At 64.2% G+C, this 18,304-nt stretch carries 12 protein-coding genes and 3 rRNA genes; 12 read left to right on the forward strand and 3 right to left on the reverse strand.

Annotation, left to right across the window (positions count from 1 at the left end; all coding sequences use genetic code 11):
* Positions 1-61: 61 nt before the first annotated feature.
* Genes H7F30_RS04530 through H7F30_RS04550 form a run of 5 tightly spaced genes read left to right on the forward strand, consistent with a single transcriptional unit; the run spans position 62 to position 4,123 of the window.
* Positions 62-1,066 carry an iron ABC transporter permease gene (locus tag H7F30_RS04530; RefSeq protein WP_255464955.1) on the forward strand — a complete coding sequence of 335 codons (1,005 nt, stop codon included), beginning with the start codon at positions 62-64 and terminating at the stop codon, positions 1,064-1,066.
* Positions 1,063-2,139, forward strand: coding sequence for an iron chelate uptake ABC transporter family permease subunit (locus H7F30_RS04535; protein WP_255464956.1), 1,077 nt, complete (start codon positions 1,063-1,065; stop codon positions 2,137-2,139). Before H7F30_RS04530 ends, H7F30_RS04535 begins: the two co-directional genes overlap by 4 nt.
* Complete coding sequence (locus H7F30_RS04540) at positions 2,136-2,924, forward strand: ABC transporter ATP-binding protein (protein WP_187037034.1); 789 nt, start codon at positions 2,136-2,138, stop codon at positions 2,922-2,924. Before H7F30_RS04535 ends, H7F30_RS04540 begins: the two co-directional genes overlap by 4 nt.
* Positions 2,925-2,964: 40 nt before the next feature.
* A complete protein-coding gene (locus tag H7F30_RS04545) occupies positions 2,965-3,750 on the forward strand; it encodes a hypothetical protein (protein ID WP_187037036.1) in 786 nt (261 codons plus the stop codon).
* Positions 3,740-4,123: a metallopeptidase family protein gene (locus tag H7F30_RS04550; protein ID WP_231579528.1), complete on the forward strand. Its 384-nt coding sequence runs from the start codon at positions 3,740-3,742 to the stop codon at positions 4,121-4,123. Before H7F30_RS04545 ends, H7F30_RS04550 begins: the two co-directional genes overlap by 11 nt.
* 6 nt (positions 4,124-4,129) lie before the next feature.
* Here H7F30_RS04550 and H7F30_RS04555 read toward each other — a convergent pair whose 3' ends face one another.
* On the reverse strand, positions 4,130-4,795 hold the full coding sequence (locus H7F30_RS04555) for a 4'-phosphopantetheinyl transferase superfamily protein (RefSeq protein WP_052946891.1): 666 nt from the start codon (positions 4,793-4,795) through the stop codon (positions 4,130-4,132).
* 110 nt (positions 4,796-4,905) lie between these two features.
* Between H7F30_RS04555 and H7F30_RS04560 the strand changes: the two genes are divergently transcribed.
* Both H7F30_RS04560 and H7F30_RS04565 read left to right on the forward strand, forming a co-directional pair.
* Complete coding sequence (locus H7F30_RS04560) at positions 4,906-8,247, forward strand: DEAD/DEAH box helicase (RefSeq protein WP_255465007.1); 3,342 nt, start codon at positions 4,906-4,908, stop codon at positions 8,245-8,247.
* Positions 8,248-8,298: 51 nt separating this feature from the next.
* The gene (locus H7F30_RS04565; protein WP_187037040.1) at positions 8,299-9,042 is read left to right on the forward strand and encodes a trans-aconitate 2-methyltransferase; all 744 of its coding nucleotides are present in this window, start codon (positions 8,299-8,301) and stop codon (positions 9,040-9,042) included.
* 3 nt (positions 9,043-9,045) lie between these two features.
* Here the strand turns inward: H7F30_RS04565 and H7F30_RS04570 are convergent, their stop codons facing one another.
* Complete coding sequence (locus H7F30_RS04570) at positions 9,046-9,396, reverse strand: DUF2200 domain-containing protein (protein WP_187037042.1); 351 nt, start codon at positions 9,394-9,396, stop codon at positions 9,046-9,048.
* A 59-nt stretch (positions 9,397-9,455) separates the two neighbouring features.
* On the opposite strand from H7F30_RS04570, the gene H7F30_RS04575 reads away from it, so the two are divergent.
* From H7F30_RS04575 to rrf, 5 genes are all read left to right on the forward strand, one after another.
* Positions 9,456-10,523, forward strand: a complete 1,068-nt coding sequence (locus H7F30_RS04575) for an SDR family NAD(P)-dependent oxidoreductase (protein WP_222617856.1) — start codon at positions 9,456-9,458, stop codon at positions 10,521-10,523.
* Positions 10,523-11,188, forward strand: coding sequence for a response regulator transcription factor (locus tag H7F30_RS04580; protein WP_118914704.1), 666 nt, complete (start codon positions 10,523-10,525; stop codon positions 11,186-11,188). The genes H7F30_RS04575 and H7F30_RS04580 overlap by 1 nt, the downstream gene beginning before the upstream one ends.
* Positions 11,189-11,718: 530 nt before the next feature.
* A 16S ribosomal RNA gene (locus H7F30_RS04585) occupies positions 11,719-13,241 on the forward strand.
* A gap of 385 nt (positions 13,242-13,626) precedes the next feature.
* A 23S ribosomal RNA gene (locus tag H7F30_RS04590) occupies positions 13,627-16,731 on the forward strand.
* Between the two features lie 87 nt (positions 16,732-16,818).
* Positions 16,819-16,936: ribosomal RNA gene (gene rrf, locus H7F30_RS04595) — 5S ribosomal RNA — on the forward strand.
* The 16S, 23S and 5S rRNA genes sit together here, the layout of an rRNA operon.
* Positions 16,937-17,200: 264 nt before the next feature.
* Here rrf and H7F30_RS04600 read toward each other — a convergent pair.
* Positions 17,201-18,235 (reverse strand): LacI family DNA-binding transcriptional regulator, encoded by a 1,035-nt coding sequence (locus tag H7F30_RS04600; protein ID WP_222617857.1) that lies wholly within the window; start codon positions 18,233-18,235, stop codon positions 17,201-17,203.
* Positions 18,236-18,304 lie beyond the last annotated feature (69 nt).

The following is an 18,304-nucleotide window of genomic DNA, read 5'->3' on the forward strand; positions in this document are numbered from 1 at the left end:
CGCGTTCCGCATCGCGGTGCGCGCGCAGCCGCATTCGATGTGGTCACTAGCCTCGATGCCGATGTATTCCACCACGTCACGCCCTGACGCGCAGGCACCGAGCCGATCGCGGCTCGTCGCCGGTGGCCTCGTGCTGCCCGCGCTCCTCGCGGTCGCCGTCGTCGTGTCCCTGCTCGTCGGGGCCACGGCGCTCACCTCGGGTGACCTCGGCGCGCTCCTGTCTGCACGCGGCGACCGTACGGTCGTCGGCATCCTCATCGGGGCGGCTGTCGCGATGTCGGGTGCCGCGATGCAGGGCATCACTCGCAACCCTCTCGCCGACCCGGGCATTCTCGGCATCAACGCGGGGGCATCACTGCTCGTCGTCGCGGGCATCACGTGGTTCGGCATCAACTCGCTTCTCGGCTACATCGGTTTCGCGCTCGTCGGCGCCGCGCTCGCCGCGGTGGCCGTGACGGCGCTCGCGACGGCGGCCTCACGCGGATTCGGGGCGTCAAGCAGCGGCCCGCTGTCGATGGCGCTCGCCGGCATGGTCTTCACGGCCGGCGCGACGTCGATCGCCTCAGCCCTGCTCATCGCCGACGGAAAGTCCCTCGACGTCTACCGCTTCTGGCAGGTCGGCTCGGTCGCCGGTCGCGAGATCGGCGACATCGTTCCGGTGCTGCCGTTGCTCGCGCTCGGCTTCGGCGTTCTGCTCGTCGCGGGACGGCGCCTCGACATCCTCGCCATGGGCGATTCCGTGGCGCGCGGCCTCGGCGAGAAGCCCGAGAAGCTGCGCTTCGTCATCGGCGGTGCTGCAGTGGCACTCGCGGCAGGGGCCGTGGCCGTCGCGGGGCCGATCGGTTTCGTCGGGCTCGTCGCGCCCCACCTCCTGCGTCCCCTCATCGGGACGTCGTACCGCGTGCTTCTCCCCGCATCAGCCTTCGTCGGGGCCAGCCTCGTTCTGCTCGCCGACACGCTCGGCCGCGTCGTCTCCCCGCCCGGCGAAGTGCAGGTCGGCATCATGACGGCCGTCCTCGGCTGCCCGGCCCTGCTGTGGGTCGTCGCGAGGATGCGATCGCTGTGAACGAGACGACATCGACTTCTCCCTCCGCGACGCAGATGTCCCCGACGACTCTCGAGCGGTCGCGCGTCGACACCGATCCGCGCAAACGGCGCCGCCTCGTCGCCCTCGGCGCACTGATCGTCGCGACTCTGGCGATCTTCCTCGTCCGGGTTCTCCTCGGCGACTTCACCTTCACCATCACCGATGCCGTGCGCATCGTCCTCGGTGAGCAGATCGACGTGAGCGGCGCGAACTACGTCCTCATGGAGTCGAAGCTGCCGCGGGCCGTGGCAGCCCTCGTCGGTGGGGCGCTCTTCGGCGCGGCAGGTGCGGCGATGCAGTCGCTCGTGCGTAACCCACTCGCGAGCCCTGACGTCCTCGGCATCTCGCTCGGCTCGAGTACAGCGGCCGTGTTCTGTGTGACGTTGCTCGGATGGTCCGGTTGGCCGATCCTCTTCGTCGCCGTGCTGGGTGGCTTCGCCGTCTCCGGCGTCATCCTGGCTCTCGCCAAGGGGCAGACGGCGCGCATGATCCTCGTCGGTATCGCGATGGCTGCGGGTCTGCAGTCGGTGATCCAGTGGATCCTGCTCAAGTCCAACGCCTTCCAGGCGCAGGACGCGATGGTGTGGCTCGCCGGTTCGGTCTCGGACGTCACGTGGCCCGAGATCGCACGGCTCGCGGGTATCGGGCTTCCGATGCTCGTCGTGCTCGCCGTCCTGGCTCATCGCCTGCGCGTGCTCGAACTCGGTCGCCCGCTCGCCGTCGGCCTCGGCGTTCCCGACGGCGCCACACGAGCCTTCGTCTTCGTCACCGTCGTGCTCGGCATCGCCGTCGCGACGAGCGTCTGTGGCCCGGTCGCCTTCGTCGCCCTGCTCGCCGGCCCGATCGCCCGTCGTCTCATGGGGCGCACGAGCATCGTCGCTGCGGCTCTCGTCGGAGCGAGCATCACGATTGCCGGCGACTACGTCGGCGCCTACCTCATCCCCGGCGGCGGCAAGCTGCCCGTCGGCGTCATCACCGGACTCGCCGGCGCGCCCGTGCTCGCCTGGCTCCTCGTCGCATCGCAGCGAGGCCGATCGAAAGGAACGCGATGACACGGCTTCGCACCGAAGAACTCGTGCTGCGCTACGGCTCGGGCCGAGGCGCCGGGCCCGACGTCGTCCGTGACGTCTCGCTCGAGGTGCCCGACGGGCAGGTCACCGTCCTCATCGGCGCCAACGGCTGTGGCAAGTCGACGCTGTTCGCGGGCCTCACCCGACTCATGACGCCGGCGTCCGGGCGGGTGCTGCTCGACGACGCCGACGTCGCGTCCGAGCCGACGCGTGACGTCGCGAAGAAGGTGGCGCTCCTGCCCCAGAACCCGCTGGCTCCCGAAGGGATGAGTGTCGCGGAACTCGTGCGTCAAGGGCGCACCCCGCACCTCGGTTTGCTCGGGCGCGGTGGCCCCGAGGACGACGAGGTGGTCGCCGAGGCGATGCGCGTCACCGGCGTGGACGACCTCGCCGAGCGACCGGTCGAGGAGCTCTCCGGCGGTCAGCGTCAGCGGGTGTGGCTCGCACTCGCACTCGCCCAGGACACGGACATCTTGCTGCTCGACGAGCCGACGAGCTTCCTCGACATCGGTCACGCAGTGGAGTTGCTCGACGTCGTGCGGCGCCGCAACGCCGAGCGTGGCACGACCGTCGTCATGGTGCTGCACGACTTGTTCCTCGCGGCGCGTTACGCCGATCATCTCGTCGCGATGTCCGACGGGAAGATCGTCGCGCAGGGCGTGGCGGCGGAGGTTCTCACCGCCGAACTGGCGAAGCGTCTGTACGGCATCGAGTGTGTGGTTCTCGAGGATCCCTCCACGGGTCGTCCGGTCGTCCTGCCGCGCTAGTGTGAGCCTCACAGTCGGCAGTGTTCGGGAGGGGTTCGTCATGAAGTCGCTCAGGGTGGGCACGGCAGGGCTCGCGCTCACCACGGTGCTCGCCGGGTGCGGCACGTTCGGTGCGGAGGGCACCTCGACGAGCAGTTCCTCGTCGCAGAGCTCCAGTTCGACGAGCGACAGTTCGCCGTCGGAGTCGTCGTCGAGCGAATCGTCCGCGACGGAGTCGTCCACCTCGTCCGAATCGTCCTCGTCGAGCTCGTCCCCGACTTCCTCCTCGAGTGCCTCGTCGAGTGATGCGGGCAACGCCGCTCTGCCGGCCGGCACAAAGCTCGTCACGGCTCCTGACGCCGGGATGAGCTTCGCCGTGCCGTCGGGCTGGCAGAAGGTCGAGGCGTCGCTTCTCGACAACCCGCGCTCGAAGAAGAACATCGAACCGCTCGCGAAGAAGTCCGGGCTCACGCCCGAGCAGATGGTCAAGCAGTTCGAGACCCAGGCCGACATCGTCGTCATCGATCTGTCCGGCACGTCGAACTTCGCCGACAACGCGAACGTCACGAAGGGCGCCATCCCCGTGAAGCCCACGAAGGGCCAACTCGACTCGTCGTTCGACCAGATCGGCGGAAAGCCCGTCTCCTTCAAGGAGATCGAGACGCCGCTCGGACAGGCTGTGCAGTACGAGTACAGCCTGCCGGTAGCCGAGACCACCGTCCGCGGCGTCGCGCTCTACGTGCCGGACGGCAAGGGCTCGTACCGCAACATCACTGTCAGCTCCGGCACGGCCGAGCGGGCACAGAAGCTGGCCAAGGACATCGTCAGCAGCCTGCGTGAGTCCTGACCCTGTGTGGTTGTCGCGCCAGGAGTTCGAGGACGCCGTCGGTGACGCGCTCGACGCGGTGCCGACGCAGTTCCTCGACCGCCTCGACAACGTCGTTTTCCAGGTCGAGGACGAGCCCACGCCCGAGCAGCTCGCCGACGTCGACGGTGGGGAGCTGCTCGGTCTGTACGTGGGCGTCGCGTTGCCTGACCGCGGAGATGGCTATGGATGGGGCAGCTTGCCCGATCGCATCTACCTGTTCTCCGGTCCGATTCAGCGACTCTCGAGGACGCGGGAGGAAGTCGTCGAGCAGATCCGCGTCACGTTGCTGCACGAAATCGGCCACTACTTCGGCATCGACGACCACCGCTTGCACGAACTCGGGTGGGGCTGAGCCGGCTCAATCGCTGAGAGCCCATGCCCCGACGACGTCGGGGCGATCGGTCTCCCACATCGCCACCGTCCACCCGGGGATCGGGCGGGCACGCACGTCGCTGACGTCGTCGCGGTCCAGCGGCACCGTGATGCCCTCGCCCGTTCCCTTCAGGAGCGCCTCCTTGCGCGTCCAGATCTCGGTGAAGACGCTGCACGCCGCCCGCGAGGACGTCTCGAGCGCTGCGGTGACGGCAGCCCGCTCGCGCAGGTGCAGCTGCGTCGCCACGTCGCGGACCACGTCGAGCTCGGCCACCTCCTCGAGGTCGAACCCGACGGGACGTTCGGCGAGGGCGAGCGCGACGACGGGACGCGGGCCACGCACGCTGGTCACCGAGAAATGCAGATCGGCTGCACGCGGATAGGGCCGTCCGTGCGGGCCGCCGCACTGCACACACGGACGGTGGTCGATGACGATCTCGGCCGGAGACCCGCCGAGACGCGCAGCCAGTTCGGTGCGCAGCAGGGCCCGGCGGGCGACGAACATGCGGTGGGTCTCGCCGTCGCGCAGCGTGTTCGCGTGGTGAAGCTCGTCGGGGGAGAGACACGCACGTTCCGCGTCGAGGTCGTCGGTCGGGGCAGGCGTGCGCAGGATGATCGTCGGGGGCGTGATGGGCTGACGCTCGCGGCTCACAAGCTCATCGTAGGCGGGTTGCGAGATGGGTGCCTCGGTCCCGGTCCGCACCTCGCACGGGCGGAGCTCCGGCGTTGTCGGTGGGCTGCGTTAACCTCGCGCACGTGACGATGAAGTTCGAGCCGGACGAGGCCACGTGGGTGCTGTCGAGCACCGATGTCGGTCTGGCGGCCGTCGTCGGGGAGGGTGCGTTCAGCCGGGGCCTCGACTATGCCATCGGCGGCAAGGTCGTCGCGCTGGCCACGGCGGACCGTGGGCGGGTGCTCATGGGTACCGTCACCGGCAACGGGCTCGCCCCGTACCAGTGCCTCGTCACGCACAAGGGCGAGGCGGCCAACGGTGAGCCGCTGTGGGTTTCGCGGTGCACGTGCCCTGTCGCCACCGAGTGCAAGCACGCCGTCGCCGCCATCATCGCGGCGCGCCGTGCGATTACCGACGGCGTGGGCAAGGGTTCGGTCTCGCGCACCCCCGCACGTTCGAGCGCCCAGTCCAACGTCGTGCCCCTCTTCGGCGGCGGCGGCGTGGCCACCGCGTCCTGGCGGGCACGGTTGTCGGAATCCCTCGGACCCTCGGAGCCCGAGCGGGTGGAGAAGCGGGTCGAGAGTCCCACGAGCAGTTCGTGGCGCGCCCAGCTCGGTCTGCAGTTCGAGGCCAAGGCTCGGCCCGCGTCGATGTCGGACTCGACGCCGGTGCAGCGCCTCGAGCTCAAGCCGACGAAGCTCATGCGCACCGGGCGCTGGTCGCGTACGGCGACGTGGGTCGACGTGCGCAGCAGCGCGGGTATCTCCGAGGCCGAAGAGCATCAGCAGGAAGTGCTCAAGCGCTTCGTCGCGGCGCACAAGCCCCAGGTCGGCAGCGGTCAGACGGTCTACCTCGACGAACTCGGCCCGGGCGTCTGGCCGGGGCTTCGCGAGGTGGCCGACGCCGGCATCACGCTCATGCTCGCGGCCACGCCCGGTGAGGGCGTCACGCTCGCCGAGCCCGCGGAGGTCACGCTCGGCATCCACCGCAGCGAGGCCGGGCTCGTCCTGACGGCCGACGTCGTCGGCGTCGACCTCGAACCCGAGTTCGGTACGGCCATCCTCATCGGCGAGCCGGCTCACGGCGTCGCCGTGCTCGACCGCGGCAGCCTGCGGCTCGTACCGTTCCACGAGACGCCGCACTCGGTGCTCCAACCGCTCCTGCTGGGCGACGTCATCGAGATTCCCGAGGACGAGATCCCCGAGTTCGAGAGCGAGTTCCTGCCCCGCCTGCGTCGTCACACAAGCATCAGTGACGTCACGAACACCCTGAGCGATCCGGTCGAACCGCGTCTGCTCCTCGTCGTCACGCCGAAGACGGTGGGCAAGGTCGAGGTCGAGACGTTCTTCACCTACGGCGACAAGCGAGTCACGTCGACGCCGGTGGGTCGTGGGCGTCAGTTCTCGAGCGAGAGCGCCGTCATCGCCCGCGCCGCCGTCCTCCTCGGGCGTCTGCGCCTCACACGTTCGGTGCCCGGCTTCGATCTGTGGGTCAAGCCGAAGGCCGAGCTCCTCGGCATGGAGGCGGTCAAGCTCGCCGACGCCGTTCCCGAACTCAAGGCCGTCGACGGTGTCGACGTCGTCATGGCGGGTGAGCTGCCCGTCTACGAGGAGGCCGAGGACGATCCCATCATCGAGGTGGGCGTCAACGAGGCCGGCAACAAGCCGGACTGGCTCGACCTGCAGATCACCATCAGCGTCGACGGCCAGGAGGTGCCCTACCCCAACCTCATCGAGGCGCTGCACCGCGGCGACGAGACGATGATGCTGCCGTCGGGCACGTACTTCCGGCTCGACTCGCCCCAGCTTCGTGACATCTCACGCGTTCTCGAGGAAGCCCAGGAGCTCACCGACAAGACCTCGGAGAAGCTGCAGATCAGCCGCTACGACATCGGCCTGTGGGACCAGCTCGTGGGGCTCGGGGTTGTCGAGCAGCAGCGCACGGCATGGCAGGAGGCCGTCGAGGGCCTGACGAAGCAGGGCTGGAACCCGCGGGCGGTCGAGACGCCGGTGGCGTTCGATGCCACGTTGCGGCCCTACCAGCTCGAGGGCTACGCCTGGCTCGCCAATCTGTGGGACGCGCGTCTCGGCGGGGTCTTGGCCGACGACATGGGCCTCGGTAAGACCATCCAGACGCTGGCGATGCTCGAACGGGCCCGCGCGGCAGGGGAACTCGACGACGCTCCGGCCCTCGTCATCGCGCCCACCTCGGTGTTCGGCGTGTGGGCTCGCGAGGCGGCGCAGTTCACGCCGAAGCTGCGTGTCAGTGTCCTCAACGCCACGTCGAAGAAGCGCGGCACGGAGGTGGCCCAGGAGATCCGCGACGAGCGTGCCCATGTCGTCGTGACGAGCTATGCGGTGGCCCGCCTCGATGCCGACAACTTCCACGCCTGCTCGTGGCGCGCCCTCGTGCTCGACGAAGCCCAGATGGTCAAGAACCACACGTCGCAGACGTTCCAGGCCATCAAGAAGATCGGGGCGCCGTTCGGCCTGGCCATCTCGGGCACACCGCTCGAGAACTCCGTCATGGATGTCTGGTCGCTGTTCAACCTCGTCGCGCCGGGTCTCTTTCCCCGCCCGGAGGACTTCATCCGGCGCTACCGCAAGCCGATCGAGCAGGGCGAGGGGCACGTCGTCACCGACGCCCTGTCGGCGCTGCGCCGCCGCATCGGCCCGCTCATGTTGCGTCGGCGCAAGCAGGACGTGGCCCCCGACCTTCCCGAGAAGCAGATCCAGCGGGTCGATGTCGCGCTGTCGCCTCAGCACGAGCGCGTCTACAAGCGGCACCTTCGCCGCGAGCAGCAGCGCGTCATGGGGTTGCTCAAGGATCCGGACGCCAACCGCGTCGAGATTCTCGCGGCGCTCACGCGCCTTCGCCGACTCGCGCTCGACCCGGCGCTCGTCGACGACGAGTTCTCTGGGCGGAGCGTCTCGCGCAAGGTCGAGGCCGTTGTCCAGCAACTCGCCGACATCGCGGGCGAGGGGCATCGTGCGCTCGTCTTCAGCCAGTTCACCGACTTCCTCACCATCGTGCGTGAGGCCGCGGCGGATGCCGGTGTTTCCACGGCCTACCTCGACGGCTCGACCCGCAACCGGCAGCAGGTCGTCGACGAGTTCAAGGACGGCGACGCCGACGCGTTCTTCATCTCGCTCAAGGCGGGCGGCACCGGGCTCACGCTCACCGAGGCCGATTACGTCATCGTCCTCGACCCGTGGTGGAACCCGGCCGCCGAGGACCAGGCCATCGATCGCGCCCACCGCATCGGGCAGACGAATCCGGTCATGGTCTACCGCTACGTCAGTGCCGGAACGATCGAGGACAAGGTCGTCGAGCTGCAGGAGAAGAAGCGCAAGCTCTTCGAGGACGTCGTCGACGCAGGGGCGGGCGGTGGTCGCCTGAGCGGCGCGGACATCGCAGCCCTTCTCGAATGAGAACCAATCAAGTATCTTGATGTCAAGATACTTCGACGGAAGGTGCCGGCGATGACCCGAGAGTGGAACGCCAAGGTCTACGACGAGCTGCCGCTGCCGCACGTCGCCTGGGGCAAGCGCACGATCGAGCGTCTGCACCTCGCCGGCACCGAGCGCGTCCTCGACGCCGGCTGCGGTACGGGCCGCGACGCCGAGGAGCTCCTGCGCCGATTCCCGGATGTCGAGCTCGTCGGTATCGACGGGTCGGCGCAGATGGTGGAGCAGGCCCGCGAGCGCTTCGCCGGTCGACCTGCCGAGCGTGCGAGCTTCCACGTGCGCGACCTCGAGCAGCCGCTCGACCTCGACGGCTCCTTCGACGCCGCGATGAGTGTGGCCTGCTTCCACTGGATCGCCGACCACGACGCGCTGTTCGCGAATCTCGCCGAGGTGATGCGTCCCGGCGCCCGCCTCGCATCCGATTCGGGCGGCGAGGGCAACATCGCCATCGTGGAGGCAGCCATTTCCGACGTTCGCGGCGTGCCGAACGAGCCGAAGGGCTTCGTGGGGCCGCAGGAGACGAAGGAGCGCCTGGAGCGTCACGGCTTCGACGTCGAGCGCGTCGAACTGCGCCCCAGCCCGGTGCGCATCGACGACCCGGCCACGATGGAGCGTTACCTCGCCACGATCTGTCTCGGCGGCTACCTCGACGGCATGACGGATGACGCGGCCCGCGATTTCACCCGGGCCGTGCGGGAAGCAATGAGCGAGCCGGTGCTCGACTACGTCCGCCTCGAGATCGACGCCCTGCGCCGCTGACGTTCAGCGGCGCAGGATCGAGCTCATCTTCTTTTCGCGGGCGAGTTCGTCGACGAGCTTGTCGAGGTAGCGGATCCGCTGCATGAGCGGGTCCTCGATCTCCTCGACCCGGTGCCCGCAGATGACGCCGGTGATGAGTTCCGCGTTCGTGTTGAACGCCGGGGCCTCGTCGAAGAAGCCCTGCATCGTCACCTCGCCGTCGATGACGCGGCGGATGCCCTCGTCGTCATACCCCGTGAGCCACGTGATGACCTCGTGCAGCTCGGCGACGCTGCGCCCCTTGCGCTCCACCTTCGTAACGTAGTGCGGGTAGATGCTCGCGAACGGGGTGTCGAAGATGCGGTGGCCTGCCATGGCCACGAGTATGCCGGTTAGCGCACCGACGGAGACGATGCGCCCGTACGGTCGGGAGCATGATCGGTTTCGGACGGAAGATGCGCAATTACTCGGGCGCGTGCGCCCTCGTCACGGGCGGCGCCTCGGGGCTCGGTCTCGAACTCGTGAGGCTCCTCGCCGCTGACGGCGCGCGAGTGCTCGCCACCGACATCCACGAGAACGTTGACCCCTCCCTCCTGCCGAACGGCGTCGACTACCTGCGCCTCGATGTCCGCAGTGACGACGACTGGGCGGGTGCTCGTACCTGGGTGCAGTCGCACTGGGGCCACCTCGACCTTCTCGTCAACAACGCCGGTATCGCCGTCGGCGGTCGCATCGAGGCCGCGGGCATGGCCGAGTGGGACCGCGCCCTGGGCATCAACCTCATGGGTGTCGTGCGGGGATGCCACACGTTCACGCCGATGATGAAGGAACGCCGCAGCGGCCAGATCGTCAACACCGCCTCCCTGGCCGGCCTCGTTCACGCGCCTGCAATGGCCACGTACAACGCGACGAAGGCCGCCGTCGTTGCGGTGAGCGAGACGGTCTCCCACGAACTCTCGCCCTTCGGCGTCGACGTGAGCGTCATCTGCCCCTCGTTCTTCCGCACGAACCTTGCGAGTTCCCTCGAGGGCGCTGACCGGGAGATGGAGGAGAGCGCGACGAAGCTCATCGACGAGGCGCCGCGCTCGTCCGCGCAGGTCGCCGCTGCTGCGTTCGCAGGCATGAAGGCGGGCAAGCACGTCATCCTCACCGAGCCCGACGGGCGCGTGGCCTACGGGGCGAAGCGATACGCACGCCCGCTCTACGACCTGGGCATGAAGTCCGCGGCAAAGCGTGTGGCAAGGGGGAAGTCGCCCCAGCCCGGTGCGATGCAGGTGGCCGACAGGTTGGCTCGAGCTCGCGCCGCCAAGTCCTGGCCGGCCGCGGCAATCCGGGCGTTGTCTGACGCTCGTGACCACCCGCTGCACCCGACGCCTGTGGCCGCCGTTGTCAGCCGATTCGTGGGAACGCCGAATCACGTTGGCAAGCGGAACTCTTCACCAACTTCACACCCACAGGGGTGGGTTCGCCGCGGGGGTGAAGGTCGTAGCCTCAAGGGGTGATGAACGCTAACCCGATCCGTTTGGCCGTCGTCGACGACTACGAAGTGGTGGTCAACGGCCTGGTCAAGATGCTCGAGCGGTACAAGGACCGTGTCGTCGTGGTCGAACTGGACACCACGCCCCAGGAGCCGGAGGTCGCCGAACAGTGCGACATCGTCCTGTACGACACGTTCGGCCAGGCTCACGGTGACGAGGTCACGCTGTCGCACCTCATCGGCGCCCCGAACGTTGGCGACGTCGTGGTCTACACCTGGAACTTTCAGCCGGATCTTGTGCGCCGCAGCCTGGAGGCCGGCGTGAAGGGCTACCTGTCGAAGACGCTCCCGGCCTCGGAACTCGTCGCAGCGCTGGAGCGGGTCCACGCCGGGGAGACGATCGTCTCCGCCGAAGTGGGTACGGGGCCGATCGCCGGTGAGTGGCCCGGGCGCGAAGAGGGGCTCACGCCTCGTGAGGCCGAGGTGCTCGCGCTCATCACACAGGGGCTGTCCAACAACGAGATCGCAGCCCAGACTCACCTGTCGATCAACTCGGTGAAGAGCTACATCCGCACGGGCTACCGCAAGATCGGGGTGACGAGCCGGAGTCAGGCTGTTCTGTGGGGAGTGCGCCACGGGTTCGAGCCCGACCACCGACGCATCGTTGCCGGCTCGCAGAACGGCCTGTGACCACCAGGCGCTGACGCCGAAACCGGCCCCCGACGAGCGTGCGCCAGTTCACACGCCCTCGATTTGCCCGACACTCTCCGGTCGCCTAATGTTTACGGAGTCAGCCCGGAAGGGCATCGCGGCAGGAGCCGCTCACGCTGACTTTGGTTGGTGGTTGAGTGTGCGGGTCGGGTGCTTGGGTTTGATGGATTTGTCTGGAGCCAAGTGCGCGAGATGAAGATCCTCACTGGTCACGGTTGTGGCGGTGGCGGGTTGGATTTGACGCCCAAGAGCCGGATGGATTAAGTTAGAGAAGTTGCCCCGGAAACGGGCCGCCACACAGTGTGTGGGGCTTGTTGATGGTGTGTGATGGTGTTTTGAGAACTCAACAGCGTGCCGATGTGATCATCGCCAAACAACAATATTTGCTGGCCTTATGGCTGGTGTTGTTCTGGCTGATGTTTGATGGATGGATACAAGACACACGATCACCTTTTTGTGGGTGGTGGTGTGGTGTCACCGTTTGATTTCGGCTGGGATACAGATTTTTTTTGACGGAGAGTTTGATCCTGGCTCAGGACGAACGCTGGCGGCGTGCTTAACACATGCAAGTCGAACGATGAAGCGCCAGCTTGCTGGTGTGGATTAGTGGCGAACGGGTGAGTAACACGTGAGTAACCTGCCCCCTACTCTGGGATAAGCCTGGGAAACTGGGTCTAATACTGGATATGACCAATCACTGCATGGTGTGTTGGTGGAAAGATTTTTTGGTGGGGGATGGACTCGCGGCCTATCAGCTTGTTGGTGGGGTAATGGCCTACCAAGGCGACGACGGGTAGCCGGCCTGAGAGGGCGACCGGCCACACTGGGACTGAGACACGGCCCAGACTCCTACGGGAGGCAGCAGTGGGGAATATTGCACAATGGGCGAAAGCCTGATGCAGCGACGCCGCGTGAGGGATGACGGCCTTCGGGTTGTAAACCTCTTTCACCAGGGACGAAGCTAACGTGACGGTACCTGGAGAAGAAGCACCGGCTAACTACGTGCCAGCAGCCGCGGTAATACGTAGGGTGCGAGCGTTGTCCGGAATTATTGGGCGTAAAGAGCTTGTAGGCGGTTTGTCGCGTCTGCTGTGAAAGACCGGGGCTTAACTCCGGTTCTGCAGTGGGTACGGGCAGACTAGAGTATGGTAGGGGAGACTGGAATTCCTGGTGTAGCGGTGAAATGCGCAGATATCAGGAGGAACACCGATGGCGAAGGCAGGTCTCTGGGCCATTACTGACGCTGAGAAGCGAAAGCATGGGGAGCGAACAGGATTAGATACCCTGGTAGTCCATGCCGTAAACGTTGGGCGCTAGGTGTGGGGCTCATTCCACGAGTTCCGTGCCGCAGCTAACGCATTAAGCGCCCCGCCTGGGGAGTACGGCCGCAAGGCTAAAACTCAAAGGAATTGACGGGGGCCCGCACAAGCGGCGGAGCATGCGGATTAATTCGATGCAACGCGAAGAACCTTACCAAGGCTTGACATACACCGGAATCATGCAGAGATGTGTGCGTCTTCGGACTGGTGTACAGGTGGTGCATGGTTGTCGTCAGCTCGTGTCGTGAGATGTTGGGTTAAGTCCCGCAACGAGCGCAACCCTCGTTCCATGTTGCCAGCACGTGATGGTGGGGACTCATGGGAGACTGCCGGGGTCAACTCGGAGGAAGGTGGGGATGACGTCAAATCATCATGCCCCTTATGTCTTGGGCTTCACGCATGCTACAATGGCCGGTACAGAGGGTTGCGAAACTGTGAGGTGGAGCTAATCCCAAAAAACCGGTCTCAGTTCGGATTGGGGTCTGCAACTCGACCCCATGAAGTCGGAGTCGCTAGTAATCGCAGATCAGCAACGCTGCGGTGAATACGTTCCCGGGCCTTGTACACACCGCCCGTCAAGTCACGAAAGTTGGTAACACCCGAAGCCGGTGGCCTAACCCTTGTGGGGGGAGCCGTCGAAGGTGGGACTGGCGATTGGGACTAAGTCGTAACAAGGTAGCCGTACCGGAAGGTGCGGCTGGATCACCTCCTTTCTAAGGAGCACATGAGCTCTTGCATCACCGCGTGTGTGATGGGAGTGTGCTGGGTGGAACGATGATCATGGTGCACGTACTGCTCGCTCGAGCAAGCTCAAGTACGACACATGCAACGAGGACTCCTTCGCGGGAGTGATCGCTGTGAGTGTGGGGAACGGGCTGGCCGAGGTGGGGTGGTGGGTGTGATTGGCGCGTTGTTGGGTTCTCAGGACATGCATCATGCGTGTTCTGGGGTTTGGCTGGCACTGACAGCCCGGCCACGAACGATCGGATCTGTAGGGACCAGGATTGGTTGCTGCGGGTGTGGTTGTGGTGGGTTGGTTGGTGTGTGGCGTGTTGTTTGAGAATTACACAGTGGACGCGAGCATCTAGTATCTGTGATCTTTAAGTTTTTAAGGGCACACGGTGGATGCCTTGGCACCAGGAACCGATGAAGGACGTTGTAATCTGCGATATGCCTCGGGGAGTCGATAAACAGGCTGTGATCCGGGGATTTCCGAATGGGGAAACCCGACCAGAATCATGTCTGGTCACCTGCACCTGAACACATAGGGTGTTGGGAGGGAACGTGGGGAAGTGAAACATCTCAGTACCCACAGGAAGAGAAAACAAGAGTGATTCCGTGAGTAGTGGCGAGCGAAAGCGGATGAGGCTAAACCATGATCGTGTGAGACCTGTCAGGGGTTGCGGTTGTGGGGTTGTGGGACAGTGCTGACCTTGTCTGACAGCAGGGTGCGCAGTAAGAAACCAGTTGTGTAGTCGAACAGTTTTGAATGGCTGGGCGTAGAGGGTGCGACTCCCGTAGACGAAACATAGCTGGCTGTGTTGTGCTGTTTCCCAAGTAGCACGGGGCCCGTGAAATCTCGTGTGAATCTGGCAGGACCACCTGCTAAGCCTAAATATTCCCTGGTGACCGATAGCGGACTAGTACCGTGAGGGAAAGGTGAAAAGAACCCCGGGAGGGGAGTGAAATAGATCCTGAAACCGTGTGCTTACAATCCGTCGGAGCCTCTGTGTGGGGTGACGGCGTGCCTTTTGAAGAATGAGCCTGCGAGTTAGTGCTCAGTGGCGAGGTTAACCCGTGTGGGGTAGCCGTAGCGAAAGCGAGTCCGAACAGGGCGTTTGAGTCGCTGGGTCTAGACCCGAAGCGGAGTGATCTACCCATGGCCAGGTTGAAGCGCCGGTAAGACGGCGTGGAGGACCGAACCCACTTAGGTTGAAAACTGAGGGGATGAGCTGTGGGTAGGGGTGAAAGGCCAATCAAACTCCGTGATAGCTGGTTCTCCCCGAAATGCATTTAGGTGCAGCGTCGCGTGTTTCTTGCCGGAGGTAGAGCTACTGGATGGCTGATGGGCCCCACCGGGTTACTGACGTCAACCAAACTCCGAATGCCGGTAAGTGAGAGCGTGGCAGTGAGACTGCGGGGGATAAGCTTCGTAGTCGAGAGGGAAACAGCCCAGATCATCAGCTAAGGTCCCTAAGCGTGTGCTAAGTGGGAAAGGATGTGGAGTTGCTGTGACAACCAGGAGGTTGGCTTAGAAGCAGCCACCCTTTAAAGAGTGCGTAATAGCTCACTGGTCAAGTGATTCTGCGCCGACAATGTAGCGGGGCTCAAGCACATCACCGAAGCTGTGGCAATGACACACATACCCTTAACGGGGGTGTTGTTGGGTAGGGGAGCGTCGTGTGGCGAGTGAAGCGGCCGAGTGATCGAGTCGTGGATGCTACACGAGTGAGAATGCAGGCATGAGTAGCGAATGACGGGTGAGAAACCCGTCCGCCGAATAACCAAGGGTTCCAGGGTCAAGCTAATCTGCCCTGGGTAAGTCGGGACCTAAGGCGAGGCCGACAGGCGTAGTCGATGGACATCCGGTTGATATTCCGGAACCGGCGAAGAACCGCCCATACTGAACCACGGGATGCTAACCACCCGAACCATGAACGCCGAGCCTTCGGGCTCATTGTTCATGGGGAGCGTGGGACCCGATCGTGTAGTAGGTAAGCGATGGAGTGACGCAGGAAGGTAGCCTCCGCGGGGCGATGGTTGTCCCCGTTCAAGCATGTAGGCCGAACGTCTAGGCAAATCCGGACGTCGTATTGGCTGAGATGTGATGGTGACCACGTATGTGGGAAGTAGGGTGATCCTATGCTGTCGAGAAAAACTTCTAGCGAGGTTCGAGCCGCCCGTACCCCAAACCGACTCAGGTGGTTAGGTAGAGAATACTAAGGCGATCGAGTGAATCGTGGTTAAGGAATTCGGCAAAATGCCCCCGTAACTTCGGGAGAAGGGGGGCCCAAGCCTTGAAGCACTTGCGTGCTAGGGGTGAGGGTCGCAGAGACCAGGGAGAAGCGACTGTTTACTAAAAACACAGGTCCGTGCGAAGAAGTAATTCGATGTATACGGACTGACGCCTGCCCGGTGCTGGAAGGTTAAGAGGACTGGTTAGTCACTTTGTGTGGCGAAGCTGAGAATTTAAGCCCCAGTAAACGGCGGTGGTAACTATAACCATCCTAAGGTAGCGAAATTCCTTGTCGGGTAAGTTCCGACCTGCACGAATGGCGTAACGACTTCTCCACTGTCTCAACCACGAACTCGGCGAAATTGCAGTACGAGTAAAGATGCTCGTTACGCGCAGCAGGACGGAAAGACCCCGGGACCTTTACTACAGTTTGGTATTGGTGTTCGGTACGGCTTGTGTAGGATAGGTGGGAGACTGTGAAGCATTGGCGCCAGCTGGTGTGGAGTCATTGTTGAAATACCACTCTGGTCGTATTGAGCTCCTAACTTCGGTCCGTGATCCGGATCAGGGACAGTGCCTGATGGGTAGTTTAACTGGGGCGGTTGCCTCCCAAAGGGTAACGGAGGCGCCCAAAGGTTCCCTCAGCCTGGTTGGCAATCAGGTTTTGAGTGTAAGTGCACAAGGGAGCTTGACTGTGAGACAGACATGTCGAGCAGGCACGAAAGTGGGGACTAGTGACCCGACGGTGGCTTGTGGAAGCGCCGTCGCTCAACGGATAAAAGGTACCCCGGGGATAACAGGCTGATCTTGCCCAAGAGCTCATATCGACGGCATGGTTTGGCACCTCGATGTCGGCTCGTCGCATCCTGGGGCTGGAGTAGGTCCCAAGGGTTGGGCTGTTCGCCCATTAAAGCGGTACGCGAGCTGGGTTTAGAACGTCGTGAGACAGTTCGGTCCCTATCCGCTGTGCGCGTAGGAAACTTGAGAAGACCTGTCCCTAGTACGAGAGGACCGGGATGGACGAACCTCTGGTGTGTCAGTTGTTCTGCCAAGGGCACGGCTGATTGGCTACGTTCGGAAGTGATAACCGCTGAAAGCATCTAAGCGGGAAGCACGCTTCAAGATAAGGTTTCCATGACACTACGGTGTTGAGAGGTTCCCTAGAGACGATGGGGTTGATAGGCCGGATGTGGAAGCTCAGTAATGAGTGAAGCTGACCGGTACTAATAAACCGACAACTTAAAACATCACCAATTGTTCTGGTGCTCGCGTCCCTGTGTAATTCTGAAACAACAACCACATCTCGTCAGATGAGTTGGTTAGTTTCATAGTGTTACGGTGGTTATAGCGAAGTGGGAAACGCCCGGTCACATTCCGAACCCGGAAGCTAAGCCCTTCAGCGCCGATGGTACTGCACTCGCCAGGGTGTGGGAGAGTAGGACACCGCCGGACTCCTTCAAAAGAGAAGGCCCTGAACCAAGACGATCACGTCATGTGCAGTGTTCCTCGAAGCCCCCATCAATCGGGTTGGCTCGGAGCACACAACATGACCAGTCGGGTTCAGGGCCTTCCGCATGCCCAAAAGCAAATCCTCGATCCGTGTGCGTCGAGAACATCTCCCGTCGACTTGCTCAGCTCGAGAAGTGGGTAGCAGAAAGGCCCCCGTCGCCGACGGGGGCCTTTGCTGCGTTCCGGAGGGGGAGCGTCAAGCAGATGTCACGCGTGGGCGTGCTGCGGGGGAGCGTCCGTCGACGTGCCCTGGACGAGAGTGAACGAATGCTCACGGTTCTCCCGCGTACCTGCCAGAGCGGATGTCACCATGTCCGCAATAGTGCGGCCCTTTTCCTGGCCACGCTGGTCGATCGTGGTGAGGGTGCCCACCAGCCAAGGAAGGTCGATGCCGTCGAAGCCGGCCACACTGATGTCGGCTGGTGTGGAGAGGCCGTGTGCGCCGATGCTTCGGATCGCTCCCACGGCCATCAGGTCGGACTGCGCCGCGATAGCTGTGAAGGGGTGACTGTCGGAGAACAGGCGTTCGCTGGCCTCGTAGGAACTCTCGCCCGCTGTGATGACGACGGCTTCGGGGAACACCTCGAGGAAGCCTGCAGTGCGATCGAGCGCCTCGGGGTTCATGACGTCTCGCTGAGCGTTGGGCTTGGCGCCGGGAAGCTGGATGAGTGCGACGTCACGATGCCCGAGGTCGTAGATGTGCTGCGCGATCGCCCGAGCGGCTCCGCGCTCGTTCATGCGGAGGTGCAGGACGTCGTCTGCCTCGGGGTAACCGGTGCCCACGAGCGGGATGCGACGGTGACGCAGATGCTCGAGGAGCGCGGAGGAGACATACCCGCCGAGCGGGAAGACCACGGCGTCGAGCGGGATGCCCGCTGTGCGCCGCACGAGTTCGTCCTGGCCGGCGCCCTGTGCCGGCATGAGCAGGATGCCGGCGGAGTTCTGCCCGAGGTGCTGAGCCAGGCCGTCGAGGATGCTGACGACGAAGGGGTCGCTGAAGGAGTTCATCAGACGTCCCTCGGCGAAGACGCCGAGGATGCCCGAGCGTCTTTGTCGCAGTGACGACGCGAGGGGGTTGGGCCCGCCGTAGTCGAGGTCGGCCGCGGCCTTCAGCACACGCTCGCGCGTGGGCTCGGCCACGGGACCCTTACCGCTGAACACGAGCGAAGCCGTCGAGATGGCGACACCTGCGCGATCGGCGACATCGTTGAGCGTGTATCGAGGCTCGAGAGGGGCTGGCATACTCACGTTTCTTCAGGTTGGGAGCGGTGCTTCGCCCAGACGGACGTTCGGCAAGCGCATGTGTGGGGC

Origin of the sequence: Dermacoccus sp. PAMC28757, assembly GCF_014302635.1 — a bacterium.
GTDB lineage: Bacteria > Actinomycetota > Actinomycetes > Actinomycetales > Dermatophilaceae > Dermacoccus > Dermacoccus abyssi.